Raw genomic sequence first — 12736 nt, 5'->3', positions numbered from 1 at the left:
GATTTTGTCGTCCTGAGCGCTAGCGAAAGAACTTAACATTATATTTTATGAAAAAACTCCTCTTTATTTGTTTATCAATCCCGCTATTTCTTCAAGCACAGCAAATACAGTACGCTGCAAAAGTTTTAAAGTACTCTTCAGATTTAGGAGGTAAACTTAATAGCGTTAAACGGATTTTAGGGAAACCTGATGCCTTTCCTCAAGGAGGGGCAAGTGCAAATGCCTGGGTTTCTAAAGATGCTTTGGGAAGCGCTTTTGTTGAGGTTGAATTTGAAAAGGCACAAGCTGTTAAGCAAATAGCCGTATTCGAAAACCTCAATGCTGGTTGTGTAACACGGATACAAGTTGGCAATGTTTCTGGTAAATTACACACGGTAAGTAAAAAAACAGGGGGATATGCTAGGTGGATCACGTCATTGCAAACAAAGGGAAACCCAGATAGAGCATATTACTTTAATAAAAAGCGAAGAAAAATAGAAGTAGCCCAAAATGTCGAAAGCAATGCCGATATTGAGTATTTTCACTTAGAAAATCTCGAAAGCAATGTTAAAATTGTTAGAATTGAATTTAACTTTGGCTTAAAACCGGGCCAGAAGCAAATCGACGCCATCGCTATTTCTGATAGTGATGAGGCAATACAGCCGCAGGTAAATTTAATTGCAGGGGCTGATAATTTAACTGCACCGAATAAGTTAATTTACTCTCCCGATCGCGATTATGATTTGAGTGCTATTTCAATAATGGATAATAACCTTTATTATACGCTAAGTATGTACGAAAAGGCAGGAGAGATTCATGCCATCAACCTCAGTAATCCAACCGAAATTATAGATGTGACTAAAAAGATCAGGAACGACAAAAAATTGAATTATATCTTAGGATTTGTTCCTGAAACAAAAACCATGCTAATGGGGAGTGAAAATAAGTTTAGGTGGGATGGCGATGCTGTGGGATTCGATTTTTTTCAAGTTAACGACGGAATTTATACCTATCAAAAACCTTTAAAAATTACAGCATATAGCAATTATGGCGATTATGCAGATGCCTTTTTAACGAAAGATGGTCAGCGAATTATTTTTGGTCTCGAATCAGATTTAACACAAGGAGGCTTTGATCTTTATTTTACGCAACCAAAAGATGAAGTAACTTATGGGATTCTCCAGAATATGGGCCGAAGTTTAAATACAGCTGCCGATGAAACCAATCCCTTCTTATTGAGCGATAATAAAACGATTATTTTTTCGAGTAACGGCTATAGTGGTTATGGCGATTTCGACCTCTATGTGAGTACACGATTAGATGATACCTGGAAGAATTGGTCGGAGCCAAAAAATTTAGGACAAAAGGTAAATGGACCAAGTTTTGATACGAATCCATATTACGATGAGAAGACAGAAATGCTCTATTATGTATCGTTTAGAGACGGAGTGTCAGTGATTCATCAAATTAAAATTCCAATGGGTCAATTAACTGGAACGAAATAGGATTTTCGTATGTTTGTAAAAAACAACCAAAATGAAAGAAATTTCTGTACAAGAATTGAAGCAAAAAATTGATAATAAAGAAGATTTTCAGCTTATTGATGTAAGAGAAACGTTTGAATATGAAACTTCTAACCTTAATGGATTGAACATCCCATTAGGTGGAATTTTAATCGAAACGGATAAAATTGCAACTGATAAACCCGTTATTGTACAATGTCGTAGTGGAAAACGCAGTGCTGCCGCGATTATGCAGTTAGAGCAATTACATGGCTTTGATAATCTTTATAACCTTAAAGGGGGGATTTTAGCATGGCAAGAAGCTTTTGATCCAAATATGCCTGTTTACTAAATTTTAATAGTGAATGTTTCCCTAATGGGTAAAAAACTTGCACTTAACGTATTTTACAACCTGCTACTTATATTTTCAGTTTTAGGGATGGGTTGGGCGTTTAAAAATGATAGCTTATTGATCGTAGCCTTTTTTGCCGCTACTTTTACTGCTATACTTTATTTTAAGATACAATTGGTTAAAAATTTCAGGAAGTAGCACCCTGTTATTCAGGTAGCTTAAAATTTTGAGGTTCAGGATTTATTTTTAATGCTTTTATGGCATTATTAAGCCAAATATCATTATCCAATTCACTTAATTCGATCGCTAATTCAATAATTATTCTTGGAGCAACACCGAACAACTTTGCCATAAGATATATTTTCTCAACTTCTACACTTACTCTGCCATTTTCGATGTTGGCCAAAGTAGCAGTGGTGATGTTAATTTTACTGGCTACAAAATCTTGTTTAAAGTTAAGATGTTTTCTAAATGCCTTAATTACTTTGCCCGTTGCTTTTTTCATCCGAATATAATTTTGTTTTTAATGGTGATGAAGCTATCCTGATGATGGTTTCATGTTGATAGATTTAGAACTAAAATAGTAAAATCGATCAAATTATATTTTTTATACCTCTTTTGGCTAGTCTATTTTGTTCTTAAAATGAGCGTTTTTTATGGTTTTTGAAACGCGACTATCCTTTTTTTCTGTATAATTTCGATTTTTCAAAAAGCGACGAAAAATTAGGGTTCTCCTATTTTTGACCTCAAAGAATTTTTTTAACCATTTAGCTTAAGTGTGTTCTTTTATCTCATACAAAACGTAGTAATACTCAAAAATTTATTAAAGTAATTAAATCTAATTTAAAAAGTTTTTCACCCTACATTTTTTGTAGGGTGAAAGTTTATTTTTCCTTCAAAATCGCCTCTATCTTTGGTTTAATGTTTGGCCAACAGTAGAGAATGCAGAAAATCTAGAAAAGAGTAGGCGAAAATTTAGGTGTCTAACTTAATGGATGGAAAACCCCTAAAATTAAAATAAATTAAAAAATGAAAAAGATATTAATACTGTTAGTGTCCATAATAATTACTTCAATTACGAGTGTTTCAGCAAAAAATCTAATGGCTGTCTCAATGTTGTCTGTTAAAAATAATGGTGAAATTAATCTTACACTTAACTTAGGTAATGTTACCAATATGTCTGAAAGGGAAATCGAGTCAAAGATTCACAAATTCTTAACAAGAAATATTCCTGTAAAATCTGAGTTAGAATGCAGTTTAACACTAAAGGCTTCAGTAGATGTTGGCGTTGCAGAGGTTGAAATTGAAATAACGGTTTCTGGACCTTGCTCAGAAATGGCTTTAAAGGGAAAGAAATTGGCTAATGATTTTATGAAACAAGTGAAAGACGCCGTAAAGCAAGCATTTGAATGATTTGTATAAAAATTTATTGAAGCAAGGCGGCAGGCTTTATCAAAAACACTTGCCGCTTTTAAGCTTCTTTAAATTGTAAGCAGTTGAACAAATAAAACAATTTGCACTGAAAGACAAATTAGAACCTAATGAAACTATTCGTAATGCTAATAGCAGCTTTTTTTTATAATCAATACTGCTGGGCTCAAAATTATAAAGTAGAATATATTCAGGTCTTAAATCTGAATGCTAATCCAGACACTAATTTAGCGATCCTTTTATTTAATCGCCAAGAGTCAGTATATACCTATGGCAAGAACCATGAAACCGAAAATAGACTTGGCGATATGTTTACAGGTGACGATAATACTAAAAAATGGCATGTTAAATTGAGAGACCCTAAAGGATTTGCCTATTATTCAGATCTTAAAACTAAGGTGTTTACGAACAGAGAGCTATTATTTACAAAGCCAGTTATTGTGATTGATTCAATGATCAGAATAGAGTGGCATGTAGACACCATTAGTATAAAGAAAATAGGGGATTTAATTTGTAAAAAGGCAGTTGGCGAGTTTAGAGGGCGTACGTATGAAGTATGGTTTTCTGAAGAAATACCAGTCAGTTTTGGGCCCTGGAAGCTTTGGGGTCTCCCAGGGTTGATTGTTGAAGTGCGAGACTTTTATAATGATGTGATTGATATTAGATTAAAATCGATAAAACAAACGGATTTGAGTATCGTAAAACCAAGCGGCGATGAGGAATTAACACAATTTACCTATGTGCTATTGTTTAAGCAGAAGCTGGAGAATTTGGCTAAGTTCTTAAAAACTAATGGCGGAAAGTCAGATGGCTTCGAAACCAAGAAAAAAACGCAAATCAATGTTCTTGAGAGGTCTTTATTTTAGCATTATAGGCAGGGTTATGGCCTTGGTAATACTAATATTTTCGAAAAATCTATCAGCGCAAACTACGCTTAGAATAGACGGCGAAGTTTTAGTCGAAGGTAAGCAGCCAATTGTTGATGCGAATCTTATTTTAAAATCCAAAACTGGAGTAATAATCTCCTTCAGAAGATCCGATAAAAATGGAAGTTTTGTATTTGAGATTAATGTTAATGTAAAGGATTTCGTTATCGAAGCATCCCATTTAGGTTTTCAAAAGGAAAGTCAGCTTGTTTCCTTTAGCGAAGGTATTGAAGCGATAAGTCTTGTGATCGTATTAAAGGCCACAATTACTAGTCTACCCGAAATAAACATCGCTCATAAACCAACACCTATTTCTATAAAAAATGATACCACCACGTATAAGGTAAGTAGCTTTTTAAGAGGGGATGAAGAGGTTGTTGAAGATGTTCTAAAAAAACTTCCAGGAATTGAAGTTTCAGAAAGTGGTAAAATTACCTATAAGGGAAAATCAATAAGTAAGGTCTTAATTGAGGGGGATGATTTGTTTTCTAAAAATTATCAGAACGGCACTAAAAATATTAAATCAGCCGTGTTAGATAAAGTGCAAGCAATTGAAAATTATGTTGAAAATGGAAAACTTGTGGGCTTAAAAAGAACAAATGAAACCGTATTAAACTTAAAAATAAAAGAGGATGCAAAGAATAAACCCAATCTATCAGTATCATTAGCTTATGGCCCTACTAAAACTTATCAAGTAGATAACAATCTAATCGGTGTAGGTAAATCATTTAAATATTTTGTATTCAACACCGTTAATAATGGTGGTGCAAACCCAACTCCATATGATTACTTTAATTTTAATAATACTTCAGAAGAATCGCTTGAATTATCGTTGCCTCAAACAAAAATAATTGGGATAGATTATGCATTACCTATTCTAGAAGCTAAAAGAGGAAATATTAATCAAACTTATTTTTCAAACGGTAATGCTTTTATAAGATTAAATAAAGGTCTAAACCTTACCGCCAATTATTCGCTCTATGCTGATAAAATAACCGTGATTAAAAGTAGTTTAACCGAATTTGGAAAACTTGCGGAGGGTGTTTCATTTAATGAGCATAAAGTAATTACTAAAAAACCTATAATTGGTAGCGCTTTATTTATTGTTCAAAAAGATATATCAAAAAAATCAAATGTTGGCTATATATCTAGCTTTAGCACTGGAAGAATTAATAGTTCAGAAGAATTAATTGCTAATTATGGGGCTTTTGTGAGCTCACTAACGGATAAAAACACATCCATCCAGCAAAAGTTAGCGTATACGAATAGACTTTCTCCTAATAGCGCCTTAAAGATAGCAACGAGCTATTTTTTTATTCGTCAGCCACAAATTTATTTACTAAGTCCAACTTTAAATGTAGCTGATGATACGCTGAATAAACAAAGTATTGATCTTTATAGTAATCTTTTAAGCTTCGATTCCGAATATTTCTTTAAAAATAGACTCTTTCAACACTCATTCGTAGCTCAATTCGATAAAAAGGGGGAGGATTTTACAAGCTATTCTTTTGAAAGTAAATTGTATAAGAATAGTTTAAATAAAGAAGACTATCATGCAAATCTTGGCTATTCAAATACGCTGCCCTTAAAAAACATTCAGCTTTCTTCAAGTCTCATCTATAAGTTTAAAAAGTCAGCTACGCTAGGAGAGGAGATCAGTCCTTTAAACTATACTATTAATTTGCTGTCGCCTAGCATAAATGTACAGTATAAATTAAGAAAGTACGACAAATTTAGTCTCTCAGGTTCCTATGATAGTTTTTTGCCTGAATTAACAGACATGTACCAAAATTATATCTTAGTCGATAATAAGTCTATAAGCAAAGGTATTTATCAAAAAAGTGTGATTGGTAAATATTCATTAGTTTCATCTTTTATACACGCCGATTTATTTAATCAATTCATCTATTTTCTAAACTTTATTTACTTTAAAAATTCTAAGTCTTATGGAAACTCCCTAAAAATTAATCCTCAATACATCATTAATAATAGAGCCATCTTTCCAGGTGTTGGAAATTATATTTTGGCAGGGGGGGTCAGTAAGTATTTGCCTTTTTTGAACTCTACTCTTAAATATAATCATTCCTTAAGTGGGTATGAGTTTTTTGGTCAGGTTAACAGCTTGGCAATTAAAAGCTATTCCATATTTAACAGTAGCCAACTAGTTGATATTAAAAGCGGATTTGATGGATGGTTTGATTTTGAAGCGGGATTAAAGTATAACACCATTAAATTTAGATTAACGCATACTAAAAATCAGCATGCGCAACTCTATTCAAATCTTATACTTAAACCCGCCAACAAATTATTTTTTTCACTTTCAAGTGAGATGTATTTTAATAATTTAAACAGTATTAATGAGCAGTGCTATTATTTTTTGGATGTAAATGCGAGGTACAAATTTAATAAAAAAGCCACACTTAAGGTTGTAGGAGAAAATATTACAGATAATAGAACTTTTAAAACTAAAATTATTAATCAATTCTCTATCTCAACAGATCGCTATAGTGTATTGCCTGCAACTCTACTTTTTGAGTTTAGCTATAGATTTTAGTATTTTGCTCAAACAATCCATCCTTAATCCCAGTCAACCCCAATCCAGGTAAATCGGTTAAAACATATCTTCCATCTTTTAGCTCAGGCGTATCAAAGGGATTGTTTTTTGTTAACCAGGGGCCATCCAGATCGGCCCAGTCGCAAAGCGGTGCCAAAGCAATTCCCGCAAGGGTAGCAATCGACGTTTCACTCATACAACCTATTAAAACCTTCATCCCAAATTTTTTGGCTTTTAAGATCATTTGGTGGCCTTCATACATCCCACAGCTTTTCATTAATTTCACATTAATTCCATGATAAGCCCCTTTTAAACTATCCATATCTGCCAAACGCTGTACTGCTTCGTCGGCCAAAATTGGAATTGGGCTACGCTCTGTTAACCAGGCATTGCCATCTAAATTAAGTTTGTCCATTGGTTGTTCAATTAACAACACCCCCTGATTGTGCAGCCAATAAATCATGTCAATTGCTTGTTTCCTGTCAGACCAGCCCTGATTTGCATCCACAAAAAGCGGTAAATTGGTTACACTTCTTATGGTTTGAATTAGTTCTTTATCGTTATCTCTCCCTAATTTTACTTTAATAACTTTAAATGCTTCCGCATCTTTAAGTTTTTCGCGGATTACTTCAGGAGTATCTATTCCTACAGTATACGAAGTGAGCGGCATTTTTTTAGGATCCGCACCATAAATGGAATAACAAGGCTCATTGCTAAGTTTGCCCTGAATATCATTTAATGCGATATCAATGGCCGCTTTTATGGCTGGTTGGCCTGGTGCGATGCTATCTAGATAAGCAATAATCGCTTCGAAATTAAAGGGATATTGAATCTGTTGCCAGTCTACCGAGCTCAAAAAACGTGCTGCGCTGTCATAACTCTCTCCCATGTAGGGAACCATACTGGCTTCACCATAGCCAACAACACCCTCATGTTCAATTTTTAAAAGGGCTAAAGGTGTGCTGGTGCGGGTAAATTTAGCTATAGAAAAAGCATGTTTTAATTCTAATTCAAATTGCTTGCAACTAATCTTCATGTTCTGTCGTCTTATGATTAAAAGGTATTTACATTCGTCATCCGTTGACGATTAATTTTTATTGTTATGAAAACGATCTCAAGATTACGGTATTTTATTTATTTATCCATACTAATTGTTGGATGTACCACCGGAAAAAATGCATTGCAAAAAGGAGACTATGATGCTTCTGTTACCAAAGCTGTAAACCGTTTGCAAAATGCACCTCAAAATAAGGAGGCTATGCAGGTTTTAGCATCAGCCTACAAACTTTCAGTAGCTCAACATTTAAGAAACATCGACGAAGCAAAAATTTCTTCAGATGTGCTGCGCTGGGAATCGATCATTTCCGATTATCAACAATTAAATCAGTTAAGCAACGAAATTATTAGCTCGCCAGCTGCACTTGCAGTTGTGGGTAATCCACGAAAATTTGTTGCCGAACTTAACGAGAGTAAATTTAAAGCGGCTGAAGTTCGCTATGCATTAGGAGTTAATTTATTAAACGAAGGCGATAAAGTTAGCGCAAGAAAAGCTTATGAAAATTTCGAAAGAGTTAATTATTTATATCCTAACTATAGAGATACGAAGCAAAAACTAGATGAAGCGTATTGGGCTGCGGTAGTGAAAGTGGTGGTACAGCCTGTGCGTGTAAATAGTAAGGATTACCAATTGAGCAACCAGTATTTTCAACAAAAGGTAAGCGAGTGGATGAGTGCTTATCAACATAACAAATTTGTATTGTTTTATGACGAAGCGCAAGCCTATAAACAAAAAATTGTGCCAGATCAGTTGATGCGCTTACAGTTCGATGATTTTGTAGTTGGCCAAACTTATGTGAAAGAGCGTGTAGAAAAATTGAAAAAAGATAGCGTTAAAATTGGCGAAACTAGAGCAGGAGAACCAGTTTATGCTACTGTAAAAGCTACCTTAAGCATTTTTGATAAAAAAATAGCCTCATCGGGCTTATTAGATATGACGGTAATCGATTATGCCAGCAATAAGGTTATCCGTCAGCGAAAATTAGCCGGCTCCTATGTTTGGGAAGATCAATGGGCAAGTTACAAGGGCGATGAAAGAGCCTTAACCAAACAGCAAATTGCGATCAGTAAAAAGAAAGAGATATTGCCTCCTGCGCCATCTGCCTTGTTTGTAGAGCTTACTAAGCCTATCTACAGCCAATTGGTAAGCGAGATTAGTAGTTTTTATAATGGTTATTGAGATCTTCATCCGATGAGCATAGCAAATTGGCCATGCTCATCGGATGAAGAATTAAATATGCCTTACCCATAAATATGCTGTTATTGTGCTTGATTTTAGTTTTGTTTGAGTCGCTTTTTTCGTCAATTACCTTGGCATTTTTTTTGGAGACGTGATTGCCTCGTAGAAAATCCATGTCGCTTGTTGGTGTGTCATTAACGGTGTATTTTCCTAAAACAATCTAAAAATATGGGCTATCTTTTTTAAAAAGTTTCATCCCAATACCCCGCTGTTTTTGCCAAAAAGGCTAGCTCAGAAGCCTCCACAATTGTTTTACCATAATTTGTATTATAGTCAGTTATCAATCCTTGATAAGAATTTGCCCATGTATCATATGCTTTGTTGGTAGAAAAATTACGAATTAAAAACGATTGAAATTGTGTTTTATCCTCTATGGATAGCACATATTATTCTTGTTAATATCGAAATGAATTTCTTTTTTACTTCGTGTATCTTAAAATATCAAACTAAGTGAGCCATAATAAATTAAATAGTAATTAGTATGTTCATTGCCAGTAAAAGTGGCTTTAATGTTTTTTTTGATTTCCTTATCTATTTTAGCAATGTCTTTTAAACCGATTAAAGTATTACCATTTAAAAAATAAGAGATACTCTCTATTGAACCGTCTTGCTCTAAAAAAGCAAAGGAGAGGGCAATCCTATCTTTATTTGCGCTTAATTCTTTACGATTTGAAGCCAATACAGTGTTAATGATTTCTTTTACCTTTTCAACATCAAAATGAATATCCTTTTTACTTACGGGTAAGCCATAAGGGTCTTTAGGGGCAGGTGGTCTTGTATTGTAAAACCTGCCGACAACTGTTACAGTAATACTAGTTCTGCCACTGTAATCCGATGTTCTTTTTGTTATGGCAAATTTTTTGCCATCATATGTTTGAACTCCATCTTTCAAAGTACTTTGAGCAAGGCAGCTAGAGCACAATGTTAATGCTAAAAAAATATATGCTAAGGTTTTCATGGGCATGTTCTGTTGATGTTATTAAAAAGTCTGATTAATGCTGTTGGAGAAAGATTTAATGCGGTACTGCTGTTTACAGAAATATTGTTATAGATACTTAAAAATGAATTATAATTAGTCATAAAAGCATCATAGGCTGAAACTTCCGAAGATGTGCCGCTTGAATTTAGTTTAGGATAAGTAGTGCCATTTGCAGTCACATCGTCTATGGCAATGCTCATCGGATGAAGAATTAAATATGCCCTACCAGTAAATATGCTTTTATTGTGCTTGATTTGAGTTTTTCATGGGTAGTAAAATATCCCTAGAATTTGTCATAATATTTTGGTCCTTTAAGGTTAATAAGTAAAGGTGATAAGAATACCTGTTTTCTTTTGGGGTTGTTAATATTACTAGCGGTTAACGTGATCTGTTTCCAGTTATTTACTTTCTGCTCCCCTTTTTTAAAATCAAGGAATAATATTCTCCTCTTGATATCATCACTATTAGGGCCAACACTTTATTCTTATGTTCAAGAAAATCAGTTTAATTCTTGATTTATTTTTTTAAATCTTTTCCTCATCCGATGAGGAATTCAAATCGTAAATATTTTTATTTCACTTTGTATAAAGTAATATTAGTAGGCACAATAAATTCGGGATCTTTTAGGTTTTCTTCGCCAGGAAGAATAATCCCTCTTCTCCTTTCGTTAGGATTTAGTTTCCATAAAATTGAAGGTGTCGGTCCATCAATATATTCCATTGTTCCTCTACTCATAACAGCACGACGATATTCCCTAAAACGGAAGCTGATTATGTTTTTACTGGGACGTATTAAGTTGCCACTATGAATTGAATTTAAATTGTCTGAGTCGCTTTTTTCATCAATTACCTTGCCATTTTTTTTGAAAAGATGATTACCCCCTAGAAACTCCATCCCAGTTGCTGGCGTGTTATTGAAGGTGTATTTCTCTAGAACAATCTTAAAATATTGGCTATCTTTCTCATAAACCCAGGTTCCATAAAACTTTTCCAAGTCAGGCTGGCGAAATATCTTTGGCGTTTGAACTGGGTTTGCATTCGTTTTATGCTGTGCAAATCCATATAGGCTAATGAAAGTCAGTAGGATTAGAATTAGATTCTTTTTCATGGTTTGTTTAGTTACAGAAATCATTAATAATGGACAATGTAAAGGAGTCTTTCTTTATCGGCATAAAAATCCCAAAAGCATCTTTTTTAAATAGTTTTATGCCATTTCCCGCTATTTTTTGGAGAAATGCCAACTCCCAAGCTTCTCCAGCTGGTTTATTAAAGGTACTGATGTTTGCAGCTGCCAAATCCTGATATGAGAAAGACCAAGTTTCGAATGCCGTATTACTTGAAAAATTATTGCTTAAAAACGATTGAAATTGTGTTTTATTCTCTATGGATAGTACATATTGCCCATAACTGGTTGCTAACGTAAAAGTAAACGATTGATAGTTGTTTATCAAGCCAGCGGAATCAAGCTTATAAAGTACTTGCATATCGTGCTCACTAAATATAGGTAATCCAGAACCAAAATGGTTATGCCCATAAAAATCAATTGATGCTCCGATTCCTAAGGAAACATAGGGATCATTAACGGCTCCTTCCTCGTATTGCACATAATGTGTTGAATAATTTATAGCATAAGCTTTTTCGGTATTTCCCGAAACATTAGCGGCTAATGAGTCCATTCTTATTTTGAAAGCAGGGTTTTTAGCTGCTTCTCTCACAAAATCGCAGGGTGTAACAGGGTCTTCAATACATTCGCCCGTTTCTAATAATAGAATACCAAGACATTCGGGTTCAGGGTAAGGGTCAGGACTTGGTCCGCCATCTCCATCGCCACCAGGAGGGGGTGGACAGTCAATTTGTATATAATGAACATTATAAACTACTATTGGATCGCATGAAATTGGTGTAGTAGATTGTTCATTAGCATAATAACAATCCTGGTACCAATCCCATTCCAAAAAGTAACAGTTGTATCCATCAGGTGGAGGGAGGACCATTACTTTACCTTCACTCGCTTTCTGCGTTGCAGATACATTTGGTAATTTCCCTTGTAAACTGTTACTCATGTCGTATTTTTTTACGGGCTTTCCATTCTCTATCCGTAAAATAAATAAAGCCTTGCCATCCCAATCTTTATAGTGTAGATAACCATTAAAATCGTTATCAATGCGATCTATCCTATTATGTTCAATATTGTTTTTATGCCTCCTTAAATAATCGATATCTGGTATGAAACTAATTATGCGTTGATTTATTTTTTCATTCACATCTTTGTAAATAACTAATCGATCAAAGCTGGCGTCTATAATTTCTTGATCGGCTACTGGAGTTTGTAAAGGATTTTTTGTGATCATTAATGTTGGCGAGACTTTATGCTCATACTTTAATGGAACCTCCACGAAAGTATAAAGCCCTGTTTTCCCTTGGCTAGATTTAGCCCATATTGGTGTTTTCTTGTTGCTTTTTAACTCTGTTACGGTTGTCGTACCTTTAGTATTTCCCAGTTTAATGGCGAAGTTGTTCTTCTTTTCAAGATTTCTAGCATAGTAATCTTTTGCCCATGCTATGTCGTTAGGCTCTTCATCACCGCTAAAAAGGTTTCCAATATCTCTTTTACACGAATAAATCAATAAGCAGGACAGAAGGCAGAAAAGAACAAAGGGGGGGGGGTAAATTTCTTCATAGTTAAAATAGATTAACTAAAAATAGAATATTAATTTT

14 protein-coding genes are annotated in these 12736 nt (G+C 34.3%); 7 read left to right on the top strand and 7 right to left on the bottom strand.

Going from position 1 to position 12736, the window contains the following annotated elements:
* Positions 1-47 precede the first annotated feature (47 nt).
* From WG904_RS04600 to WG904_RS04590, 3 genes are read left to right on the top strand one after another with little or no spacing between them, the layout of a single operon-like run.
* The gene (locus tag WG904_RS04600; RefSeq protein WP_339578114.1) at positions 48-1484 is read left to right on the top strand and encodes a TolB family protein; all 1437 of its coding nucleotides are present in this window, start codon (positions 48-50) and stop codon (positions 1482-1484) included.
* A 31-nt stretch (positions 1485-1515) separates the two neighbouring features.
* Positions 1516-1833 carry a rhodanese-like domain-containing protein gene (locus tag WG904_RS04595; RefSeq protein WP_339578113.1) on the top strand — a complete coding sequence of 106 codons (318 nt, stop codon included), beginning with the start codon at positions 1516-1518 and terminating at the stop codon, positions 1831-1833.
* Between the two features lie 24 nt (positions 1834-1857).
* A complete protein-coding gene (locus tag WG904_RS04590) occupies positions 1858-2031 on the top strand; it encodes a DUF6358 family protein (protein ID WP_339578112.1) in 174 nt (57 codons plus the stop codon).
* A gap of 7 nt (positions 2032-2038) precedes the next feature.
* Here WG904_RS04590 and WG904_RS04585 read toward each other — a convergent pair whose 3' ends face one another.
* Complete coding sequence (locus WG904_RS04585) at positions 2039-2338, bottom strand: helix-turn-helix transcriptional regulator (RefSeq protein WP_339578111.1); 300 nt, start codon at positions 2336-2338, stop codon at positions 2039-2041.
* A 524-nt stretch (positions 2339-2862) separates the two neighbouring features.
* Here WG904_RS04585 and WG904_RS04580 point away from each other — a divergent pair.
* The 3 genes from WG904_RS04580 to WG904_RS04570 all read left to right on the top strand — a co-directional run bounded on the left by WG904_RS04580 (position 2863) and on the right by WG904_RS04570 (position 6744).
* Positions 2863-3246 carry a hypothetical protein gene (locus tag WG904_RS04580; protein WP_339578110.1) on the top strand — a complete coding sequence of 128 codons (384 nt, stop codon included), beginning with the start codon at positions 2863-2865 and terminating at the stop codon, positions 3244-3246.
* Positions 3247-3374: 128 nt separating this feature from the next.
* Positions 3375-4130, top strand: a complete 756-nt coding sequence (locus WG904_RS04575; RefSeq protein WP_339578109.1) for a GLPGLI family protein — start codon at positions 3375-3377, stop codon at positions 4128-4130.
* A 16-nt stretch (positions 4131-4146) separates the two neighbouring features.
* Positions 4147-6744 (top strand): hypothetical protein, encoded by a 2598-nt coding sequence (locus WG904_RS04570; protein WP_339578108.1) that lies wholly within the window; start codon positions 4147-4149, stop codon positions 6742-6744.
* Here WG904_RS04570 and WG904_RS04565 read toward each other — a convergent pair.
* Positions 6728-7780, bottom strand: a complete 1053-nt coding sequence (locus WG904_RS04565; RefSeq protein WP_339578107.1) for a dipeptide epimerase — start codon at positions 7778-7780, stop codon at positions 6728-6730. The two genes, WG904_RS04570 and WG904_RS04565, sit on opposite strands and share 17 nt — an antisense overlap.
* A gap of 66 nt (positions 7781-7846) precedes the next feature.
* Between WG904_RS04565 and WG904_RS04560 the strand changes: the two genes are divergently transcribed.
* Positions 7847-8980, top strand: a complete 1134-nt coding sequence (locus WG904_RS04560; protein ID WP_339578106.1) for a hypothetical protein — start codon at positions 7847-7849, stop codon at positions 8978-8980.
* Between the two features lie 242 nt (positions 8981-9222).
* Here WG904_RS04560 and WG904_RS04555 read toward each other — a convergent pair whose 3' ends face one another.
* From WG904_RS04555 to WG904_RS04535, 5 genes are all read right to left on the bottom strand, one after another.
* Positions 9223-9423 (bottom strand): hypothetical protein, encoded by a 201-nt coding sequence (locus tag WG904_RS04555; protein ID WP_339578105.1) that lies wholly within the window; start codon positions 9421-9423, stop codon positions 9223-9225.
* A 50-nt stretch (positions 9424-9473) separates the two neighbouring features.
* Positions 9474-9998 (bottom strand): hypothetical protein, encoded by a 525-nt coding sequence (locus tag WG904_RS04550; protein WP_339578104.1) that lies wholly within the window; start codon positions 9996-9998, stop codon positions 9474-9476.
* Positions 9995-10219, bottom strand: coding sequence for a hypothetical protein (locus WG904_RS04545; protein WP_339578103.1), 225 nt, complete (start codon positions 10217-10219; stop codon positions 9995-9997). Before WG904_RS04545 ends, WG904_RS04550 begins: the two co-directional genes overlap by 4 nt.
* 370 nt (positions 10220-10589) lie before the next feature.
* Positions 10590-11126 carry a DUF6705 family protein gene (locus WG904_RS04540; protein WP_339578102.1) on the bottom strand — a complete coding sequence of 179 codons (537 nt, stop codon included), beginning with the start codon at positions 11124-11126 and terminating at the stop codon, positions 10590-10592.
* A 7-nt stretch (positions 11127-11133) separates the two neighbouring features.
* Positions 11134-12645 carry a hypothetical protein gene (locus WG904_RS04535; protein ID WP_339578101.1) on the bottom strand — a complete coding sequence of 504 codons (1512 nt, stop codon included), beginning with the start codon at positions 12643-12645 and terminating at the stop codon, positions 11134-11136.
* Positions 12646-12736 lie beyond the last annotated feature (91 nt).

Source organism: Pedobacter anseongensis (assembly GCF_037482965.1).
Lineage (GTDB): Bacteria > Bacteroidota > Bacteroidia > Sphingobacteriales > Sphingobacteriaceae > Pedobacter > Pedobacter anseongensis.
Note: the sequence above shows the minus strand (reverse complement) of the source record. Positions and strands in the feature narration are given on the sequence as shown.

What these genes read in the sequence shown, in the direction of transcription:
- WG904_RS04600 (WP_339578114.1), top strand. Translation starts at nt 48, where the DNA reads ATGAAAAAACTCCTCTTTATTTGTTTATCAATCCCGCTATTTCTTCAA.
- WG904_RS04595 (WP_339578113.1), top strand. Translation starts at nt 1,516, where the DNA reads ATGAAAGAAATTTCTGTACAAGAATTGAAGCAAAAAATTGATAATAAA.
- WG904_RS04590 (WP_339578112.1), top strand. Translation starts at nt 1,858, where the DNA reads ATGGGTAAAAAACTTGCACTTAACGTATTTTACAACCTGCTACTTATA.
- WG904_RS04585 (WP_339578111.1), bottom strand. Translation starts at nt 2,338, where the DNA reads ATGAAAAAAGCAACGGGCAAAGTAATTAAGGCATTTAGAAAACATCTT.
- WG904_RS04580 (WP_339578110.1), top strand. Translation starts at nt 2,863, where the DNA reads ATGAAAAAGATATTAATACTGTTAGTGTCCATAATAATTACTTCAATT.
- WG904_RS04575 (WP_339578109.1), top strand. Translation starts at nt 3,375, where the DNA reads ATGAAACTATTCGTAATGCTAATAGCAGCTTTTTTTTATAATCAATAC.
- WG904_RS04570 (WP_339578108.1), top strand. Translation starts at nt 4,147, where the DNA reads ATGGCCTTGGTAATACTAATATTTTCGAAAAATCTATCAGCGCAAACT.
- WG904_RS04565 (WP_339578107.1), bottom strand. Translation starts at nt 7,780, where the DNA reads ATGAAGATTAGTTGCAAGCAATTTGAATTAGAATTAAAACATGCTTTT.
- WG904_RS04560 (WP_339578106.1), top strand. Translation starts at nt 7,847, where the DNA reads ATGAAAACGATCTCAAGATTACGGTATTTTATTTATTTATCCATACTA.
- WG904_RS04550 (WP_339578104.1), bottom strand. Translation starts at nt 9,998, where the DNA reads ATGAAAACCTTAGCATATATTTTTTTAGCATTAACATTGTGCTCTAGC.
- WG904_RS04545 (WP_339578103.1), bottom strand. Translation starts at nt 10,219, where the DNA reads ATGAGCATTGCCATAGACGATGTGACTGCAAATGGCACTACTTATCCT.
- WG904_RS04540 (WP_339578102.1), bottom strand. Translation starts at nt 11,126, where the DNA reads ATGAAAAAGAATCTAATTCTAATCCTACTGACTTTCATTAGCCTATAT.